The sequence below is a fragment of the Streptomyces sp. NPDC028910 genome (assembly GCF_055564955.1).
Genome location: NZ_JBVHVF010000018.1, coordinates 139286 through 156669, shown reverse-complemented (window position 1 = coordinate 156669; position 17384 = coordinate 139286). Strand labels below are relative to the sequence as shown.

Below are 17384 nucleotides of genomic sequence, written 5' to 3'. Positions count from 1 at the left end.
GCGCATTTTCATCAGCTGGCCGCCGCTGGTGGCTGGATGCCATTCAGCCATGCCTTTGCCGCCGCGAGATCCGGGGCGGTGCCGACTACGACGTAGGTAAAGCCGTCCCACTCCTCCAGAACACGCGGATTGTCCGGGCACACGTGAGTGGCGCCCCCGTTCGCCGGGCGGTGGCGGCGCTGGACGTCCATGGGGGCCCGGCGGCGCTTGTTGTAGGCGGCGAGGGGGTCGGCGTCGTCGATGCGGGGGACGGCGCGCGAAGGCTGGTTGGGTGGTCCGGGGCGGCGGTGCTTGGCCATGTGGGGAATGCTCCCAGGACATCAGGGGCGCGGCAGCGGAATCCCGGGGATCTGCGGGTGGCGCAGGTGCTGGCCACCGTCGTACACATGGAGCGTGAAGGCTTCAGGTCCGGGGGCGCCGGCGGCATCGTAGGCGTCCAGGACGGTTTCGATGCGCTCCCACAGTCGTACCGGTCCGCCTTCTCGTACGTCCCAGGCGTCACCCATCGGGGTGAGGGTGGCACGGGATCCCGTAGTGACGTCGACCAGGTGCACAGTCTGGTCGACGGTGGTCATCTGAGCCTCAGGTACAGCGCTCTGGGCGAGGAAGCGCAGGTGGAACGCCTCATCGGTCGCGGCGGTGATCCGTTCGGGGCTGTGGCGGCCTGTGCGCGGTCGCCCGATCAGGTCTGCTGACCAGTGGGCTGGGTTGCCGAATGCCGGGGCGGCGTGGGTGCGTGCGGACATGAAGGAGACGGTGCCGGGCAGAAGACGGCCTTCTGCGGTGCCGTCGTTGGCGACGGTGAGCAGGACGCGGGCGTACCCGTAGAGCCAGCCCGAGAGGGTGAGGAGGATCTTCCCGCCGGGCCGGGTCTGGGCGATGAGGGCCGGGGGTACGGCGCGGAAGGAGCAGGCGGCCACGATCCGGTCGTAACGGGCTTCGGGCCAGTACCCGTACAGCCCGTCCGCCACGGCGAGAGTGGGGGTGTAGCCCAGCCCGTACAGGGCGCCTGCGGCCTGGCTGAGCCGGTAGGGGTCGACCTCGATGGAGGTGACCGCTGCGGAGCCGAGGCGCTCGCAGGCGAGCGCGGTGGAGTACCCGGTGCCGGAGCCGACTTCCAGTACCCGGTGCTCTTCGCGGACGTCGGCGTCGGCCCACATCTGTACGACGAGGGAGGGCAGGGTGGAGGAGGAGGTGGGGGATCCGCCGTGCCGGGGGGCGGGCTGCGTCCAGTCCGGTTCGTCTCCGTCGAACTGTGTGATCAGCGTGGTGTCGGTGTAGGCGGCGGCCAGCCACCGGCCGTAGTCGAGTTCGGCGGTGACCGGCTCCCACACGGTCAGGCCGAGGGCATCGCGTTTGGCGGCGGGGAGGTAGAAGCCGGGCACGAATCGGTGACGCGGGACCTTTTCCACGGCCGCCCTCCATACGGGATCGGCCAGCGTGCCGGTCACGGCAAGCTCGGCGGCCATCGCCTGCCGCAGTTGGGTGGCATCGGTCTCAGAGTCGGCGGGCAGCGTCATCGCTGGCCGTCTCCTTCCTGGTGAGGATGTCGGCGAACGCGTCTGTGATATCGGGGGCATCGGGTAGCCAGCCCCACTGGCCGTTGGGGTTGCACTCGATCGCGGTCCAGTGCTCCGCATCGTCTCCGTCGCCGGTGAGGGCGAAGTCGAAGCAGCCGAAGACCAGGCCGAACGATGCCAGGTAGCTGCGTGCGGCGGCGGCGATGGGCTCGGGCACGTCGGTGGGGGTGTGGATCAGCCTGTTCCAGTCACCGCGCCGCCAGTCCAGCGCGCCGTCGGGAGTTTGGACGCGGCTGGCGAACACGTGGTGACCGACCACGGTCATCCGCACGTCCCCGGTCTTGGGTACCTCGGCCTGGAATAGGTGCGGCATAACGGAGAGGGAGTTGTCGAAGGTGTCCGGGTCGACGCGCTGGGCCCAAATCGCTCCGGCGTGCCCCTCCTCGCCGGCGGGAAGGCCCCGAAAGGGCTTGTAGATGACCGGACCGTGCTCGGCGGCGAACGCGCGGGCGTCCCCGGCGCTGTTGGTGACCAGCGTTGCGGGGATGGCGAGGCCGAGTTCGGCGAACCGCTCCAGCTGGGCGGGCTTGAACTCTGCGCGGGCGACGGCGAGGGGATGATTCACATACAGGGCACCGGGCAGGGAGTGCAGAACGCCGTTCAGCCCGTGCCGGGCCTCAGCGATACAGAAGTCCCGTTGCTGGACTGGCAGGTGCGCGTACCGGACGGAGTACGGGGTGGGGCGGCGGTAGTAGACCGCCGCCACCTCCCCTAGCTCCACCTCTCGGCTGCCGGTGACCAGTCGACCGCCCCAGCTCGGCGCACCGTCTCCGATGCGGGCCCCGAAGGTCAGCCCGGCGCCGATGTCGGCCGGGTCGACACGGACGACCGGCACCTCACGCTCGTTCAGCGCGCTGATCACCAGATCCGCAGTGACGTCCTCCAGCGCGGTGAGGACCAGGATGGTGGAGGTCATCGGTCAGTCCGAGCTGTAGTCGGGGGTGGAGTCGTCGGCGGTCTGCGGCTGCGGGCTGGCCCCGTCGCCGCCTCCGGACTGGGACGTGGTCGGGTTGGTCTGGTTGGTGCCGTGCTGGCCCATCTCGACCACGCGGCCGAGGCCGTCGGCATAGCGGGCCAGCTGCGTGTCTGCGTCCAGCGTCACCGACTGGTAGGGCGGTGCCGCGATGGGCAGACGGTCGGTGACCAGCCGCATCGCCCACGGCGGCGGCGACGGTACGAGGGTTGTGATGGGGCTCGTGGGTGGTGCTCCTCTCAGTTGAATTCGAGTGGTGCGGAAGGTGGAGCTGGTGGTGCACCCCGCCCGTACCGGCTGACGCCTGCGAGATCAGCAGGCCGGGCGGGGAGTCTGTGGGATTTCATCTGCTGGTGCTGCCGGCGATGGCCAGCGCGACGACCACGGGCCATCAGCTCCCCCTCGGTCCCGCTGGCGATGTCGCGGACCTGCTTACCGATGCGGGGGTCCGGCTCGTGCCCGAAGGAGTCCGCACTCACCGGCTCTCGGCTCCGTCGTCCGGCGCTGCGGCGGCCAGGTCGATACGGGCGTGCACAGCGCCAAGCCGCCGCCAGCCTCTCTTCGCTCGGGCCACCAGGGCGGGGCTCGGCTGGCCGTAGGGCGCGGTGACGTCGGCCTCGACAGCGAAGGCGTCCCAGGGGATGCGCTCGTCGGGCTGATCCTGGCGGGCGAGCGGTCGGCGAGGCAGGGGCTCGGTCATCGCGCGCTCCTCGGTCGGAGGGGGAGCACCGGCCGTAGTGGACTGAGGGAGGGACGACTACGGCCGGTACGGGGGGACGCCGCCCTTCCGAACGGCAGTGACCAGTCAACTCCCGGCGACGTTTGAATGGATGGGCCAGGCGGCATGGCCATTTCGGGGACATGGCCAGGATTTATGGCCAGGCTGGGATCCGGGCTCTGGGGACGGCCGAGAGATGGCGATGATGTCGACGAACGAGGACGACGGTGTGGAGCCGATCGGGCCGCTGCTGCGGCGCCTGCGGATGGCGAGCGGGCGCACGCAGGAGGTTCTGGCGGCGGATCTCTCCACGCGGCGGGGGTATCCGGTGGAGCAGGGTGCGGTGTCGCGGTGGGAGACCCACGAACGGCTTCCCGACCCCGCCTCGCGGGCGCTGCTGGCGGCCGAGTTCGGCGTGCCGGAGGAGGAACTGCGGCGTGCAGTAGTCCTCGCCCGCAGGCTTCGCCGTCAGGAGGAGCAAACGACCGATCAGGAGTCTGGTGTGGAACGACGTGGCTTCATGGTCAGCGTGGCCGGCGCCGGACTCGCCGTCATACAGCCCACCTCCCTACTCGCGTCGGGGCGTCGAATCGGATCGGACGCACCAAGGCAGTTGAGTCAGCGCACGGCCCGGCTGCGGCGCCTGGACGACTTCGTGGGCGGTGGCGACACCTACCGCATGTACCTGGGCGAACTGGCGGCCACGACCCAGCTGGCGAACGAGGGCGCGTACACCGAAGAGACCGGGCGGGCGCTGCGGGGGATCATCGCGGAACAGGCACAGCTGGCCGGATGGGCGGCGTACGACGCCGGGATGTACGAGGAGGCCCGGGGGCACTACATGACCGCCCTGGCGGCCTCCAAGGCTGCTCAGGACCGCGCCCTGGAAGGGAACTCCCTGGCCTTCCTCGCCTACCTGGAGTGGTCGGTGGGCGGCGGCTCGGGGATCAAGCTGGCCACGGCCGGGTTCGAGGCCCCTGGGCGGGAGTCTGAGCCGGTGGTGAGGGCACTACTTGCGGATCGGCTGGCCTGGCAGCACGCGACCTCTGGCAATGCCCGAGAGGCGGACTACGCGTTGAACATCGCCGAGCAGGCGATCCACGAGCACGCGGACCGGCCGGGGCCTGACTGGGCGTACTGGGTGGACCCGGACGAGATCGCGATCATGACGGGCAGGTGCTGGGCGGAACTCCACCGGCCGCTGCGTGCGATCCCGGCGCTGGAGGATGCGCTGACCCGGTACGACGACACCCGGGCCCGGGACAAAGCCCTGTACCTGTCGTGGCTGGCATCGGCGTACCTGGATGCGGGGGAAGTTGAGCACGCCGTGGCCATGACGACCCGGGTGCTCGACCTCTCTGAAGGGGTCGCGTCGACCCGCCCGGCGGGTCGGGCTCGCATGATGGTGAAGCGGCTTGAGCCTCACCGCGCCCTCGCCCCGGTGGGGCAGCTGCTGGAGCGGGCCGGGGTCTAACGGGTGGCGCGGGTGATCCACTCCAGGCATTCGGCGCGGCCGGAGTCGATGGCGAAGGCGATGACCTCGGGGGAGTCGTAGGGGTGCTCGGCCACCAGGTGCTCCTCGAGGGCCTGCACCCGGTCCCCGGTGGTCCGGAACGTCACCTGCCACTCCGTTCCCTCGGATACCTCGCCGAGATGGCGGTAGGTCGTCTCGATGGGACCGGTCACCTGCCCCGAGGCGGCCACGTTCGCCTCCACCGCCGAGCGGGAAAGCTTCCGAGCAGCGTCCTGGTTGTCCACGGTCGTGATCACGATCAAGAAGTCAGCCATGGAGGCACCGTAATCCGCCGGGTCCCCGACGTCCCGAAAACGACGAAGCCCCCGCTGGCCGGCTCGGTGCCGGGGCGTGCAGGTCAACCGGGCCTCGCTGCCCGAAGGTGCAGGTCACTCAGCTTCGTCGGGAGAACCCGGCGTACAGGCCGGCTCGTCTGCCGCCCGATACGAGAGAAGGACCCCCGCCCTCGGGCGGGGGTCCTTCTCTCGTATGCGACCTAGCGCAGGTGCGAGGTGTCGTTCAGCAGCCGCACCGAGGCGTTGCCGTCCGCGTAGTAGGCCACCGCCGACAGCGAGGCCGCCGAGAGTTCCATCCGGAACAGCGCTTCGGGCGGGGCGCCCAGGGCGAGGCGGACCAGGATCTTGACCGGGGTCACGTGGGTGACCAGCAGGACCGTGCGACCCGCGTGCGCGGCCAGCAGCCGGTCGCGGGTGGCCGAGATCCGGCGGGTGGCGGCCGTGAAGCTCTCGCCGCCGCCCGTGGGGGCCGCCTTCGGGGAGTCCAGCCAGGCCTGGAGGTCGTCCGGGAAGCGCTCCTGCACCTCGGCGAAGGTCAGGCCCTCCCAGGCGCCGAAGTCCACCTCGCGCAGGCCTGCCTCGACCGTGACGGTGAGGCCGAGGCGGTCGGCCACGGTCTGGGCGGTCTCGCGGCAGCGGCGCAGCGGGGAGCTGATGACCGTCTGGACGGTGCCGCGGGCGGCCAGCGCCTCGGCCACGGCCGCGGCCTGCCGGCGGCCCGCCGGGGACAGCTCGGGGTCGGATCCGCCGCTGCCGGAGAAGCGCTTCTGCGGGGTCAGGGCGGTCTCGCCGTGCCGCAGCAGCACGAAGGTGGCCGGCGCCCCCATGTCCGGGCCCCAGCCGGTGCCTCCGGCGGTGGTCGGGGTGCGGCCGGCCACCGGCGGGACGACTTCGACGGCCGCGGCCGATCCGGCCGCGGGCGGTGGTGCGGCGCCGGCGGCGAGGGCCCCGGCCGTACCGGCGTCTGCCGGTGCGTCGGCCGCGGGGACAGGCGCGGGGGCGGGGGCGGGGGCGTGGGCGGGGGCGCGCTCCGCCACGGCGGGCGCCCGGCCGGCCGTGAGCTCGGCCGCGCGGAAGAGCGTGTCGGCGCCCTCGGCGGAGCCGGCGCGTCGCGCGGCCCGCGCGTCCGCGGCGTCGGCCGCGCCCGTCCCCGTACCGCCGCCGGAGGCTCGGTCGGCGCCGGCGCCGGGCTCACCCGCTCCTGCTGCGCCGGTCGGCGCGGCTGCCCGCGTAGCCCTGCCGGCGGCCAGGGCGGCCCGCGCAGCCGCCGCCCCCGCCGCAGCGTCCCCCGGAGGCCCGGCCGGGGCAGCGGCAGCGGCAGCGGCAGCGGCGCCGTGGTCGAGGGCGGCGGTGGAGTTCGCCGGCTCCCACTGCCCGCCCCGCCTGCCCGCGTCCATCGCCTCGTTGGCGAGCCGGTCCGCGTGCTTGTTCTCCTCGCGCGGGATCCACTCGTACGTCACCTGGGCGCGCGGCAGGATCGTCGCGGCCTCGGCCGCGAGCGGCTTCATGTCCGCGTGCTTGATCTTCCAGCGGCCCGACATCTGCTCGACGACGAGCTTCGAATCCATCCGGACCAGGACCCGCGCGTCCGGCGCGAGGTCACGGGCCGCCTTGAGCCCGGCGATCAGGCCCTTGTACTCCGCCACGTTGTTCGTCGCGATGCCGATGTACTCCGCGCGCTCGGCCAGCGTCTCGCCCGTCGCCGGGTCGAGCACGACCGCGCCGTAGCCGGCGGGCCCCGGGTTGCCCCTGGACCCGCCGTCCGCCTCCACGACGAACCGGACGAGCTGCCGCATCAGATACCCGAGTCGGCCGTACGAACCAGGATGCGGCCGCAGTTCTCGTGACGTACGACCTGGTCGCGGGCCGCGGCCTTGATCTCGTTGACCTCGGCCATGTCGAGCTCCAGCCGGCAGCCCTCGCAGCGGCGCTGGTAGAGGCGCGCGGCGCCGACCCCGCCCTGCTTGACGCGGATCTTCTCGTACAGGGCCATCAGGTCGGCCGGCATGGACGCGACGATGACCTCGCGGTCCTTGGTGATCTTCGCGACCTCGGCGTCGATCTCGGCGGTCGCCGCGTCACGGCGCGCCGTGGCGTCCGCCACCTTGGCCTCCAGGAGGGACACCCGCTCGGTGAGCTCGGTGACGCGCTCCTGCGCGGCCTCCAGGCGCTCCATGACCTCCAGGACCACGTCCTCCAGGTCGCCCTGACGCTTGGCGAGGGAGACGACCTCGCTCTGCAGGTTCGCCAGGTCCCGGGCCGAGACGCCCACGCCGGAGTCCAGCCGCTGCTGGTCGCGGACCGCGCGCTGGCGCACCTGGTCGACGTCCTGCTCCGCCTTGACCTGCTCGCGCGCGGTGTCGCTCGCCTGGGTCTGGGCGGCGACGAGCAGGTCGCGCTGCTGCGTCAGGTCCTTGGTGAGCGCGTCGAGCTCGGCGTGCTCGGGCAGCGACTTGCGCTTGTGGGCGAGCTGAGACAGCCGGACGTCCAGCGCCTGGACATCGAGAAGTCGGATCTGGTCGGCGGGCTCGGCGTTCAGTTGGGGGCTCCAGAGATAGAAGGGGGTGTGACGGACGGCGCGTGCACCGTCCACGGGTCGGTGACCGTGCGCGAGACGTGGGTGCGCAGACCCCAGCCGTTGCGCTCGGAGATCGCGTCGAGCTCCGCGGCGGCCTGCTCGCACCAGGGCCACTCGGTGGCCCAGTGGGCGGCGTCGACGAGGGCGAGCGGGCTCTGCTCGCGGGCCTCGGACACCGGGTGGTGGCGCAGATCGGCGGTCAGGAAGGCGTCCACGCCCGCGGCCCTGACCTGCTCGAAGAGGCTGTCGCCGGAGCCGCCGCTGACGGCGACGGTACGGATGAGCGCGTCCGGGTCGCCCGCGACGCGGATGCCCTGCGCGGTGCGCGGCAGCCGGGCGGCGGCGCGGGCGGCGAACTCGCGCAGGGTCTCGGGGTGGTCCAGTTCGCAGATCCGGCCGAGGCCCCGGCGGCCCTCCGGGTCGCTCGGGTCGGGCACCAGCGGGCCGGTGATCCGCAGGTCCAGGGCGCCCGCGAGGGCGTCGGAGACCCCGGGGTCGGCGGTGTCGGCGTTGGTGTGGGCGACGTGCAGCGCGATGTCGTTCTTGATCAGCGTGTGCACGACGCGGCCCTTGAAGGTGCCGGCCTCGACGGTGGTGGTACCCCGCAGATAGAGGGGGTGGTGGGTGACGATCAGGTCGGCGCCCAGTTTCACCGCCTCGTCGGCGATCTCCTGGACGGGGTCCACGGCGAACAGGACCCGGGTGACCTCGGCGTCGGGGTCGCCGCAGACGGTGCCGACGGCGTCCCACTGCTCGGCCCGCGAGGGGGGCCAGAGAGCGTCCAGCGCGGCGATGACTTCAGAGAGACGGGGCACAGGCCAAGGCTACCGTCCGGTGCGACCGTCCCGGTCAGGACCGGCGTACGCGACTCCGGTGGCCACCACGGGCGCCCTGAACGCCCCGGTATCGCGCAGCACAATCGTCCCGCCCCTCACAGGCGAATCGCTGACCGGACACCCGTATGTGTGAAGCCCCCTCGGTCGTGTTGTTCGGCGGGAAGCTCGAAAACTAGCTTCCACACCGGAGGTGAGCACGGATGACTGTCTGTGCCAGCGAGATGACGACCACGGTCCCGTTCACCATCGCCGCGGACGGGTCGTACGCCGCCCGGCTCGCCGGGGCCGGCGAGGCCCGCTTCGCGGAGCGCTGGACCCTGGCCGGGCCCGAGCCGTACGCGGTTCCGCTGCCGCTCGCGCAGCCCGAGGAGGCCGACAGCGAGGTGCTGCCGCTCGCCGACGGGCGGGTGCTGATCCACCGGCGGGTCGCGGAGCGGCAGGCCTTCGCCCTGCTCTACCCGACGGGCGGCGCCGCGGCCGGACCGCGCACCGGAGAGCTCCAGCTGGGCGCGGTGGATACGGAGGAGGGCGTACGGGTCAGCATGCTCCCGCCGTCCCCGGACGGATCCGGCGCCTTCGCCCTGGCCGCGGCGGACACCGTGACCACGGTCTGGCAGGTGGCCGGGTGCCCCTTCGGGCCGCAGCGGGTCGCCCGGATCCCGGGGCGGTGCTCCGGCGGCGTCTGGCTGGACCGGGCGGGGCGGATGCTGGCCCTGGACCGCGAGCTGGACGGCACCACCAAAGCCGTCGCCGTGGACCTGGGGCGCGGCGGCGAGGTCTCCCCGCTGCTGCAGATCGCCGAGGACAGCGACGACCGGTTGCTGCTGGCCGACCCGGACAGCGGGCTGCTGCTGATCCGTTCCGACGCCCCGGGCGAACCGCGCCTGGGCTGGGGGGTGCTGGGCAGCACCCGCCCGGTCCGCTTCCCGGAGTGCCTGCGGCTGGAGGGCTCCGCGACCCCCTTCGCGGTGCAGCCGGGCCAGGCGCTGATGCCGGAGACGTGCGGGGTCGCGCTGCGCGTGCCGGAGGGCGGCCTCGCCCTGTGGCGCCCCGCCGACCGGCGCGTCTTCCGGCTCGGGGCCCCGGCGGGCTGGCTGGGCGGCACGGGCCTGTGGAGCAGGGACGGCCGCCTGCACCTGCCGTACGCGACCCCCGAGGTCCCCTGCGGTATCGCGACCCTGAGTCAGCCCGTCTCCCCGCCCCCGCCGGTACGGCTGGATCCGCCGCCGGCCCCGGCCGCCCGGCCCGTCCCGCTCCAGCAGGCTCCGCTCAGTCGTGCTTGAGGCCCAGGACCTCCACCGCGGCGAAGGTCTCGTTCGCCGGGCGGGAAGCGTAGTGCGGGGTCAGGACCTCGTCGAGCTCCTCGTAGGAGAAGGCCTCCTTGCCCGTGTCGAATTTGGCGGCCACCTTGGGGCGTTCCATGACGACCACGATGCCGCCGTGTACGACGAACAGCTGGCCGTTGGCCTTCGCCGCGGCCGGTGAGGCCAGGTAGCCGACGAGCGGGGAGACGTGCTCGGGGGCGAGGGCGTCCAGCTTGCCCTCCTCCGGGACCTGGAAGCCGGCGAAGACGTCCTCGGTCATCCGGGTGCGGGCGCGCGGGCAGATGGCGTTGGCCGTCACCCCGTACTTGGCCAGGGCCAGGGCGGTGGAGGTCGTCAGGCCCACGATGCCCCCCTTGGCCGCCGCGTAGTTGGGCTGGCCGGCCGAGCCGCCGAGGAAGGCCTCGGAGGAGGTGTTGACGATGCGGCCGTAGACCGGGCCGCCCGCCGCCTTCGACCGCTCGCGCCAGTGCACGGACGCGAAGTGCGTGGTGTTGAAGTGGCCCTTGAGGTGGACCCGGATCACCGAGTCCCACTCCTCCTCCGACATCGAGAAGACCATCCGGTCGCGCAGGATGCCCGCGTTGTTGACCAGGATGTCGAGCTTCCCGAAGCGGCTCACCGCCAGCTCGACCAGCTCGCGCGCCTGCTCGAAGTCGGCCACGTCGCCCAGGTGCGCCACCGCCTGCCCGCCCGCGGCGCGGATCTCCGCCGCCACCTCCTGCGCCGGAGCGGCCGAGGCCTCGCCCGACCCGTCCCGGCCGGGCTGGCCGAAGTCGTTGACGACCACGCTCGCGCCGAGCCGCGCGAGCTCGATCGCCTCGGCCCGCCCGAGCCCGCGGCCCGCGCCCGTGACGATGGCGGAGAGTCCCTCAAGTGGCAGTGACATCCGTACGGTTCCTCTCAGAGCTGGTCGTCGGGGCGTCAGAGTTCGATGCAGGTGCGCAGGGCCACGCCCGTACGCATCTGGTCGAGGGCGTCGTTGATCTCGGCGAGCCGCACCCGGTGGGTGATCAGGCTCGCCAGGTCCACCCGGCCGGCCCGCCACAGCGCGATGGTGCGCTCGTAGGAGCGGAGCACGTCCCCGCCCCCGTACATCGACGGCAGGATCTTCTTCTCGTCGAAGAACAGCGAGAACATGTCGATCTGGAAGGTGTCGTCCATCGCGCCGGCGCCGACGATGACGACGCTGCCGCCGCGGCGGGTCATCTTGTAGGCGGTCTGCGCGGTGGCGGACTTGCCGACGACCTCGAAGACGTAGTCGAAGCCCTCGCCGCCGGTGATCCGGTTCTTGGCGTCGTCGAAGGCGTCCGGCCCGACGGCCTCGGTGGCCCCGAACCGCAGGGCGGCCGCGCGCCGCGACTCCACCGGGTCGACGGCGATGATCTGGGCGGCGCCCTGGACCTTGGCGCCCTGGATGACGGATATGCCGACGCCGCCGCAGCCGATGACGGCGACCGAGGATCCAGCCTTCACCTCGGCGGTGTTGATGGCCGCGCCGAGGCCGGTGGTGACCCCGCAGCCGATGAGCGCGGCGATGTCGAAGGGCACGTCGTCGGGGATGGGGACGGCGCACGCGGCGTCGACGACGAGTTCCTCGGCGAAGGTGCCGGTCGCGGCGAAGCCGAAGATGTCGCCGCCCGCGCGGCGGAAGTTGGGGGTGCCCGCGTTGACCAGGCTCGCCAGGCACAGGTGGCCCTGGCCGCGCTTGCAGGAGGGGCAGTGGCCGCACGGCGGCAGCCAGCAGACGAGGACCCGGTCGCCCTGCTGGTGGGTGGTGACCCCGTCGCCGACGTCGGAGATCACGCCGGATCCCTCGTGGCCCGGGATGAAGGGGGCGGGCTGCGGCAGGACGCCGCTCATCGCGGAGAGGTCCGAGTGGCACAGGCCGGTGGCCTTGATCCGGACCTTCACCTTGCCGGGACCGAGGCCCACGGCCTCCATGTCGTCGACGACCTCGAGCTTGTCCTGGCCGATCTCGCTCTGCAGTGCTGCGCGCACGGTGCGGCTCCTTCAGTCCGGTCTTGGCTTACGCGTGTTCGACGACGGTGTCGGCGAGGACCGGCGCGTCGTCCCTCTCGACGGCGGTCGCCGCCACCAGGACGCGGCCGGGCTCCTGCCACATCCGGATGCGCAGCGTCTCGCTCGGGAAGACGATCCCGGCGAAGCGCGTGCGGTAGGCGCGGACCCGCGAGACGTCCCCGCCGAGGGCCGTGTCGACGACGGCCTTGAGGGTCATCCCGTACGAGCACAGACCGTGCAGGATCGGCTTGTCGAAGCCGGCCAGCTTGGCGAACTCGGGGTCGGCGTGCAGGGGGTTCCAGTCGCCGGAGAGGCGGTAGAGGAGCGCCTGCTCCTCGCGGATGTGCCGCTCCTCGGTACGGTCGGGCGCGCGCTCGGGCTGCTGCGACCTGGCGGAGGGGCCGCGTTCGCCGCCGAACCCGCCCTCTCCCCGTACGAAGATCTGCGCGTCGCTGGTCCACAGCGGCCCGTCCGCGTCCGCGACCTCGGAGCGCAGCACGATCACGGCCGCCTTGCCCTTGTCGTAGACGGCGGCGACCTTGGAGCTGGAGGTGGCCTGCCCCTTGACGGGGATGGGCCGGTGCAGCTCGATGGAGTGGCCGCCGTGCAGGACGGCGGCGAGGTTGACGTCGATCCCGGGTGCGGAGAGGCCGCCCAGCATGGCCATGCCGGCGCCGGCGACGGTCGCGAAGCTGGGGAGGACGTGGAGCTTGGATTCGAGGGTGTAGCGCAGCTCGTCGGGGTCGGTGGCCGGCAGGCCCGCGCCGAGGCCGAGGTGGTAGAGCTGGATGTCCTTGTGGTCCCAGCCGATGTCCCCCTGGCGGGGGTCGGCGGCGAGGGCCTTGGCGGCATCGATCGGCATGAGGCTGCTGCTCCCTGTCGTGGAAGAACCGGGGCCGTGGAAGACCTCGGCGCGGCCGTCCGCACCGTCGGCCGCACCGAGGTCGTATGCGGGGCGGCTGGTTCTAGAACGCGTTCTAGGTCCGGCCGGTGAGGGAATGTATAACGCACGCCCCCGCAGTTGGGAAGAGTCCTGACTTCACGTCAGATAGGCTTGGCCGGTGGACGAAATGCCCGTGGAACACCGCCAGGCACGAGCCCTGCGCGTCCTGCTGGATCCGCAGAACCCGGCCCTGGCGCTCCAGCTCGGCCTCCAGCCGGACATCGAGGTCGTACGGGACGTGACGGCGCGGCCGGTGGTGGCACTGGTGGAGGAGGTCACGGCCGTGGCGGCCCTGCTGGCGGAGGACCCGGAGTGCCGGGTGCTGGTCCTCACGGGTTCGGCGCATCCGGGCCTGCTGGACGCCTCGCTCGCCGCGGGCGCGGCGGGCCTGGTGCTGCGGGACGGCCCGGTGGAGGACCTGGCGGACGCGATCCGCCGGACCTCCATGGGTGAGACGGTGGTCGACCCGAGCCTGGGGTGAACCGGTACGTTGATCCGATGGGCCTCTTCGACAAGCTGACCGGTACGCGGCGCCCCGACAGCGGTGTCGCACCACTGCCCGCCGCGGAGGTCCGGGCCGCGCTGCTCGCGCTGAGCGGCCCGGACGTGCCGTTCGTCGTGCGCGACGCCACCCCCAGGGAACGCGCCGACCTGGTGGCGGTGTGGCGGATCCCGCAGGGCCCCTGGCACCCCCGGCGCGGCCGGACCCGCCTGCGCCTGGTCCCGGCGGCCCGCGAGGTCCGCGCCCTGGACGAGCAGTGGGAAACCTCGCCGACCGGGGGCCGCCAGTACTCCCGCGGCCCGCTGAACTCGCTCTCCAAACAGTGGACGATCGAGCGCGGCCCCGACGGCCGCCGCCTGAAGGAGGAGTCCTCCTTCAGCTCCACGCAGGTGAAGACTCCCTTGCGCGAAGCGGTCCTCGCGGCGGGCTGGACCTGGCGCGGCGTCTTCAGACTGTGATGCGGGGTGTGCGGGGTGCGGGCGCGGGTGCGGCGCCGCTGCGGGGGCGCTGCCCCCGAGCCCCCGCGCCTCAAACGCCGGCGGGGCTGAAATTGCCCCAATTCAGCCTCGCCGGCGTTTGAGGCGCGGGGTGCGGGGCGGAGCCCCGGCGGCGGGGCCTGGGCGCTACTTCCGCAGCAGCGTGAGCACCGCCGCGCCGCCCAGGCCGATGTTGTGCGCCAGCCCGACCCCCGCGCCGGCCACCTGCCGAGGACCGGCCTCGCCCCGCAACTGCCACACCAACTCCGCCGCCTGCGCCAGCCCCGTCGCCCCCAGCGGATGGCCCTTCGAGATCAGCCCCCCGGAGGGGTTGACCACCCACCGCCCGCCGTACGTGGTCGCCCCCGACTCCACCAGCTCCCCGGCGGAGCCGTCCCCGCACATGCCCAGCGCCTCGTACGTCAGCAGCTCGTTGATCGAGAAGCAGTCGTGCAGTTCCACCACGTCCACGTCCTCGATGCCGAGCCCCGACGCCTCGTACACCTGCCGCGCCGCCGCCGCCGTCATCGGCTTGCCGACCACATCGATGCAGGAGCCCCCGAAACTCGCCTCGGTGTCCGTCGTCATCGCTTGGGCGACGATCTCCACCGCCTTGTCGTGCAGCCCGTGCCGCACCACGAACCGCTCGGACACCACCAGGGCCGCCGCCGCCCCGTCCGAGGTCGGCGAGCACTGGAGCTTCGTCAGCGGCGCGTGGATCTCCTTCGCCGCCAGGATGTCCTCCACCGAGTAGACGTCCTGGAACTGCGCGTTCGGGTTGTTCGCCGAGTGCCGGTGGTTCTTCGCCGCCACCGCCGCCAGCTGCGCGGCGGTGGTCCCGTACCGCTCCATGTGCTCGCGCGCCGCGTTCCCGAAGATCTGCGCGGTCGGCGGGGACATCTCGAAGCCGTGCCCGGCGGCCATGATCCCGTAGTGCCGGGCGACGGGCGACGTCTCGAAGGCGCCACCGTCCGACCCGCCCGCCCCGCCCGCCCCGCCACCCAGCGCACCGCGCTTCATCTTCTCGAAGCCCAGCGCCAGCACGCAGTCGTTCAGTCCGCCCTCCACGAACTGCCGCGCCATCATCAGCGCCGTCGAGCCCGTGGCGCAGTTGTTGTTGACGTTGTAGACCGGCACCCCGCTCAGCCCCAGCTCGTACGCCGCCCGCTGGCCGGCGGTGGAAGCCTGGAAGCAGTAGCCCACCGGGACCTGTTCGACCAGCCCGTAGTCCACGCCCGCGTCCGCGAGCGCCGCGGAACCGGCCTCCTTCACCATGTCCCAGTACTGCCAGTCCCTCGACTCCGGCTTCTCGAACTTCGTCATGCCGACGCCCACGACGTACGACTTCATTGCGCTGACTCCTAGTCCCTGGGAAGGCCGAGGATCCGCTCGGCTACGACGTTGAGCTGGACCTGCGTGGTGCCCCCGGCGATGGTCAGGCAGCGGGACATGAGCATCCCGTGCACCGCCCGCTCCCCCGCCCCCTCCCGTACCGCGCCCGCCGGGCCCAGCAGTTCGACCGCGAGCTCGGCGATCCGCTGCTGGTGCGGGGTCTGGACGAGTTTGCGTACGGACGCGCCCGCGCCCGGCTCCAGCCCCGACACCTGCTGGAGGGTGGTGCGCAGCCCGATGCAGGCCAGGGCGTGCGCCTCGGCGGCCAGTGCGCCGATCCGCGCCTCGTACGTCGCGTCGAGCTCGTCGGAGCGGGCCAGGAGCGCCTCCAGGCCGGTGTCGAAGGTCATCTGGTCGGCCATGTGGACGCGCTCGTTGCCGAGGGTGTTGCGGGCGACCTGCCACCCGCCGTCGGCCGCACCCACAAGGGCGTCGGCGGGGAGCGGGACATCGTCGAAGTACACCTCGTTGAAGAGGGCCTCGCCGGTGATCTCCTTCAGCGGCCGGATGCCGATGCCGGGACTGTTCTTCATGTCGACGACGAAGTAGCCGAGCCCCTTGTGCTTGGGCGCGTCCGGATCGGTGCGGGCGAGCAGGATCCCGAAGTCGGCGCTGTGCGCGGAACTCGTCCACACCTTCTGTCCGTTGACCCGCCAGGAGCCGTCCTCGGCCCGCTCGGCCCTCGTCCGCAGGGAGGCCAGGTCGGAGCCCGCGTCCGGCTCCGAGAAGAGCTGGCACCAGGTGAGGTCCCCGCGCAGCGTGGGCAGGACGTAGGCCTCCCGCTGCGCCTGCGTCCCGTAGGCGAGCAGCGAGGGCAGGACCCAGGTGGCGATCCCGAGGTCGGCGATCCTGACACCGGCCTCGCGCAGCTCCTGCTGGACGACGAGCTGCTCGACGGGGCCGGCGCCGAGCCCGTAGGGCGGCGGGAGGTGGGGGGCCGCGTAGCCGGTGGGGGCCAGGATCCGCCGGGCGGCGGCCGGGTCGAGCCCGCGCGCGTCCCCGATGGCGGTACGGGCCTTCGCGCGGTACGTCTCGGCCTCGGCCGGGAGCTCCAGCCGCAGCTCGCGCCGCGCGCCGCCCGCCGCGCACCGCACGGCCCGCAGGCGGTGCCCGTCGCCGGACCCCAGCAACTGGCGGGCGACGACCGCCCGCCGCAGGTAGATGTGGGCGTCGTGCTCCCAGGTGAAGCCGATCCCGCCGAGGATCTGGATGCAGTCCTTGGCGCAGGAGTACGCGGCGTCGAGCGCGGCCCCGGCCGCCAGGGCGGCGACCAGCGAGCGCACCTGCGCCGGCTCGTCCATCGCCTGCGCCGCGTCCCAGGTCAGCGCCCGGGCCTGCTCCAGCCGCACCAGCATGTCGGCGCACAGGTGCTTGACGCCCTGGAACCGTCCGATGGGCCGGCCGAACTGCTCGCGCACCGTGGCGTGCTCGGCGGCCGTGTGCAGGGCCCAGGCGGCGGTGCCGCAGGCGTCGGCGGCGAAGAGCGTGCAGGCCAGGTCGCGGACCAGGGCCGCGTCCAGCTCCAGCAGCCGGTCGCAGGAGGTGACGACCCCGCGCGCCCTCACCTCGGCGGTGGGGCGGGTCGGGTCGGCGCTCTCGTGCGTACGGATGTCCAGCGCGGCGGCGTCCACGGCGTACCAGCGGGTGCCCCCCGGCCCCGGCTCGCCGCCCGGAGCGCCCTTCGCCCCCGGCGGCCGGGGCGCGGCCTCGGCGGGGAGCAGCACGAGGTCGGCCTCACCGGCGCCGAGCACGGGCGGCGCGAGGCCGTCGAGCAGGTACCCGCCGCCCTCGACGGCGACGGCGGTCAGGCTCCCGGGGCCGAGCGCGACCGCCCCGACCCGGCCCGCGAGGGGCTCGGCGCCGGCCCGGTCCAGCAGTACGGAGGCCAGCGCGCTCGGCAGGTACGCCCCGGGCAGCGCGGCCCGGGCGGCCTCCTCGACGACGACGGCGAGGTCGAGCAGGGTCCCCCCGTCCAGGTGCGGCTCCAGCAGCCCCTGTGCGGTCAGCGCGTCCCAGTGGGCGGGCCGCGCCCCGGTCTGCGGCGGGGTGTCGAGCAGCTTGCGCACGTCCTCGGGCGGCACGGCCCGCGCCACCCAGCCGCGCACCGCCTCGGCCAACTCCCGCTGCTCTCGCGTGATTCCGATGCCCATGCGCGGCAGACTAGAACACGTTCCAATCTGACGGAAGGTCAGATGACCGTGTTCTTCGACGGCGCTCGGAGACGGCCGGCCGG

At 73.0% G+C, this 17384-nt stretch carries 18 protein-coding genes; 4 read left to right on the top strand and 14 right to left on the bottom strand.

What is annotated here, in order from left to right:
* Nucleotides 1-11 precede the first annotated feature (11 nt).
* From ACZ4TV_RS22495 to ACZ4TV_RS22475, 5 genes are all read right to left on the bottom strand, one after another.
* Nucleotides 12-299: a DUF6087 family protein gene (locus ACZ4TV_RS22495; RefSeq protein WP_468136507.1), complete on the bottom strand. Its 288-nt coding sequence runs from the start codon at nt 297-299 to the stop codon at nt 12-14.
* A gap of 21 nt (nt 300-320) precedes the next feature.
* Nucleotides 321-1520, bottom strand: a complete 1200-nt coding sequence (gene tgmC, locus ACZ4TV_RS22490) for an ATP-grasp peptide maturase system methyltransferase (RefSeq protein WP_468136506.1) — start codon at nt 1518-1520, stop codon at nt 321-323.
* Nucleotides 1498-2496 carry an ATP-grasp ribosomal peptide maturase gene (gene tgmB, locus ACZ4TV_RS22485; protein WP_468136505.1) on the bottom strand — a complete coding sequence of 333 codons (999 nt, stop codon included), beginning with the start codon at nt 2494-2496 and terminating at the stop codon, nt 1498-1500. The genes tgmC and tgmB overlap by 23 nt, the downstream gene beginning before the upstream one ends.
* Before the next feature lie 3 nt (nt 2497-2499).
* Nucleotides 2500-2733: a putative ATP-grasp-modified RiPP gene (locus tag ACZ4TV_RS22480; protein ID WP_468136504.1), complete on the bottom strand. Its 234-nt coding sequence runs from the start codon at nt 2731-2733 to the stop codon at nt 2500-2502.
* Nucleotides 2734-3028: 295 nt separating this feature from the next.
* Nucleotides 3029-3253, bottom strand: a complete 225-nt coding sequence (locus ACZ4TV_RS22475) for a hypothetical protein (protein WP_468136502.1) — start codon at nt 3251-3253, stop codon at nt 3029-3031.
* A 223-nt stretch (nt 3254-3476) separates the two neighbouring features.
* Between ACZ4TV_RS22475 and ACZ4TV_RS22470 the strand changes: the two genes are divergently transcribed.
* The gene (locus ACZ4TV_RS22470; RefSeq protein WP_468136501.1) at nt 3477-4745 is read left to right on the top strand and encodes a helix-turn-helix domain-containing protein; all 1269 of its coding nucleotides are present in this window, start codon (nt 3477-3479) and stop codon (nt 4743-4745) included.
* Here the strand turns inward: ACZ4TV_RS22470 and cutA are convergent.
* The 4 genes from cutA to ACZ4TV_RS22450 all read right to left on the bottom strand — a co-directional run bounded on the left by cutA (nt 4742) and on the right by ACZ4TV_RS22450 (nt 8473).
* Nucleotides 4742-5059 carry a divalent-cation tolerance protein CutA gene (gene cutA, locus ACZ4TV_RS22465; RefSeq protein WP_468136499.1) on the bottom strand — a complete coding sequence of 106 codons (318 nt, stop codon included), beginning with the start codon at nt 5057-5059 and terminating at the stop codon, nt 4742-4744. The two genes, ACZ4TV_RS22470 and cutA, sit on opposite strands and share 4 nt — an antisense overlap.
* A gap of 221 nt (nt 5060-5280) precedes the next feature.
* Complete coding sequence (locus ACZ4TV_RS22460) at nt 5281-6876, bottom strand: bifunctional RNase H/acid phosphatase (protein ID WP_468136497.1); 1596 nt, start codon at nt 6874-6876, stop codon at nt 5281-5283.
* Nucleotides 6876-7619: a zinc ribbon domain-containing protein gene (locus ACZ4TV_RS22455; protein ID WP_468136536.1), complete on the bottom strand. Its 744-nt coding sequence runs from the start codon at nt 7617-7619 to the stop codon at nt 6876-6878. Before ACZ4TV_RS22455 ends, ACZ4TV_RS22460 begins: the two co-directional genes overlap by 1 nt.
* Nucleotides 7616-8473 (bottom strand): Nif3-like dinuclear metal center hexameric protein, encoded by an 858-nt coding sequence (locus tag ACZ4TV_RS22450; protein WP_468136496.1) that lies wholly within the window; start codon nt 8471-8473, stop codon nt 7616-7618. The genes ACZ4TV_RS22455 and ACZ4TV_RS22450 overlap by 4 nt, the downstream gene beginning before the upstream one ends.
* 221 nt (nt 8474-8694) lie before the next feature.
* Between ACZ4TV_RS22450 and ACZ4TV_RS22445 the strand changes: the two genes are divergently transcribed.
* Nucleotides 8695-9777 carry a hypothetical protein gene (locus tag ACZ4TV_RS22445; RefSeq protein WP_468136495.1) on the top strand — a complete coding sequence of 361 codons (1083 nt, stop codon included), beginning with the start codon at nt 8695-8697 and terminating at the stop codon, nt 9775-9777.
* On the opposite strand, the gene ACZ4TV_RS22440 is transcribed toward ACZ4TV_RS22445, so the two are convergent.
* Genes ACZ4TV_RS22440 through ACZ4TV_RS22430 form a run of 3 tightly spaced genes read right to left on the bottom strand, consistent with a single transcriptional unit; the run spans nt 9764 to nt 12700 of the window.
* Complete coding sequence (locus ACZ4TV_RS22440) at nt 9764-10705, bottom strand: 3-oxoacyl-ACP reductase (protein ID WP_468136494.1); 942 nt, start codon at nt 10703-10705, stop codon at nt 9764-9766. The genes ACZ4TV_RS22445 and ACZ4TV_RS22440 overlap by 14 nt on opposite strands.
* A 35-nt stretch (nt 10706-10740) precedes the next feature.
* A complete protein-coding gene (locus tag ACZ4TV_RS22435) occupies nt 10741-11817 on the bottom strand; it encodes a Zn-dependent alcohol dehydrogenase (protein ID WP_468136492.1) in 1077 nt (358 codons plus the stop codon).
* A 28-nt stretch (nt 11818-11845) separates the two neighbouring features.
* Nucleotides 11846-12700 carry a MaoC/PaaZ C-terminal domain-containing protein gene (locus ACZ4TV_RS22430; RefSeq protein WP_468136491.1) on the bottom strand — a complete coding sequence of 285 codons (855 nt, stop codon included), beginning with the start codon at nt 12698-12700 and terminating at the stop codon, nt 11846-11848.
* A 208-nt stretch (nt 12701-12908) separates the two neighbouring features.
* On the opposite strand from ACZ4TV_RS22430, the gene ACZ4TV_RS22425 reads away from it, so the two are divergent.
* Together ACZ4TV_RS22425 and ACZ4TV_RS22420 are read left to right on the top strand one after the other, a co-directional pair.
* Nucleotides 12909-13262 (top strand): response regulator, encoded by a 354-nt coding sequence (locus ACZ4TV_RS22425; RefSeq protein ID WP_468136535.1) that lies wholly within the window; start codon nt 12909-12911, stop codon nt 13260-13262.
* 17 nt (nt 13263-13279) lie between these two features.
* Nucleotides 13280-13741 carry a hypothetical protein gene (locus ACZ4TV_RS22420; protein ID WP_468136490.1) on the top strand — a complete coding sequence of 154 codons (462 nt, stop codon included), beginning with the start codon at nt 13280-13282 and terminating at the stop codon, nt 13739-13741.
* A gap of 165 nt (nt 13742-13906) precedes the next feature.
* Here the strand turns inward: ACZ4TV_RS22420 and ACZ4TV_RS22415 are convergent, their stop codons facing one another.
* Both ACZ4TV_RS22415 and ACZ4TV_RS22410 read right to left on the bottom strand, forming a co-directional pair.
* The gene (locus ACZ4TV_RS22415; RefSeq protein WP_468136489.1) at nt 13907-15109 is read right to left on the bottom strand and encodes a lipid-transfer protein; all 1203 of its coding nucleotides are present in this window, start codon (nt 15107-15109) and stop codon (nt 13907-13909) included.
* Nucleotides 15110-15120: 11 nt separating this feature from the next.
* Nucleotides 15121-17301 carry an acyl-CoA dehydrogenase gene (locus tag ACZ4TV_RS22410; RefSeq protein ID WP_468136488.1) on the bottom strand — a complete coding sequence of 727 codons (2181 nt, stop codon included), beginning with the start codon at nt 17299-17301 and terminating at the stop codon, nt 15121-15123.
* Nucleotides 17302-17384: the final 83 nt, after the last annotated feature.

Coding starts and splice junctions, on each gene's coding strand:
- ACZ4TV_RS22495 (WP_468136507.1), bottom strand. CDS start 299: ATGGCCAAGCACCGCCGCCCCGGACCACCCAACCAGCCTTCGCGCGCC.
- tgmC (WP_468136506.1), bottom strand. CDS start 1,520: ATGACGCTGCCCGCCGACTCTGAGACCGATGCCACCCAACTGCGGCAG.
- tgmB (WP_468136505.1), bottom strand. CDS start 2,496: ATGACCTCCACCATCCTGGTCCTCACCGCGCTGGAGGACGTCACTGCG.
- ACZ4TV_RS22480 (WP_468136504.1), bottom strand. CDS start 2,733: ATGCGGCTGGTCACCGACCGTCTGCCCATCGCGGCACCGCCCTACCAG.
- ACZ4TV_RS22475 (WP_468136502.1), bottom strand. CDS start 3,253: ATGACCGAGCCCCTGCCTCGCCGACCGCTCGCCCGCCAGGATCAGCCC.
- ACZ4TV_RS22470 (WP_468136501.1), top strand. CDS start 3,477: ATGTCGACGAACGAGGACGACGGTGTGGAGCCGATCGGGCCGCTGCTG.
- cutA (WP_468136499.1), bottom strand. CDS start 5,059: ATGGCTGACTTCTTGATCGTGATCACGACCGTGGACAACCAGGACGCT.
- ACZ4TV_RS22460 (WP_468136497.1), bottom strand. CDS start 6,876: ATGCGGCAGCTCGTCCGGTTCGTCGTGGAGGCGGACGGCGGGTCCAGG.
- ACZ4TV_RS22445 (WP_468136495.1), top strand. CDS start 8,695: ATGACTGTCTGTGCCAGCGAGATGACGACCACGGTCCCGTTCACCATC.
- ACZ4TV_RS22440 (WP_468136494.1), bottom strand. CDS start 10,705: ATGTCACTGCCACTTGAGGGACTCTCCGCCATCGTCACGGGCGCGGGC.
- ACZ4TV_RS22430 (WP_468136491.1), bottom strand. CDS start 12,700: ATGCCGATCGATGCCGCCAAGGCCCTCGCCGCCGACCCCCGCCAGGGG.
- ACZ4TV_RS22425 (WP_468136535.1), top strand. CDS start 12,909: ATGCCCGTGGAACACCGCCAGGCACGAGCCCTGCGCGTCCTGCTGGAT.
- ACZ4TV_RS22420 (WP_468136490.1), top strand. CDS start 13,280: ATGGGCCTCTTCGACAAGCTGACCGGTACGCGGCGCCCCGACAGCGGT.
- ACZ4TV_RS22415 (WP_468136489.1), bottom strand. CDS start 15,109: ATGAAGTCGTACGTCGTGGGCGTCGGCATGACGAAGTTCGAGAAGCCG.
- ACZ4TV_RS22410 (WP_468136488.1), bottom strand. CDS start 17,301: ATGGGCATCGGAATCACGCGAGAGCAGCGGGAGTTGGCCGAGGCGGTG.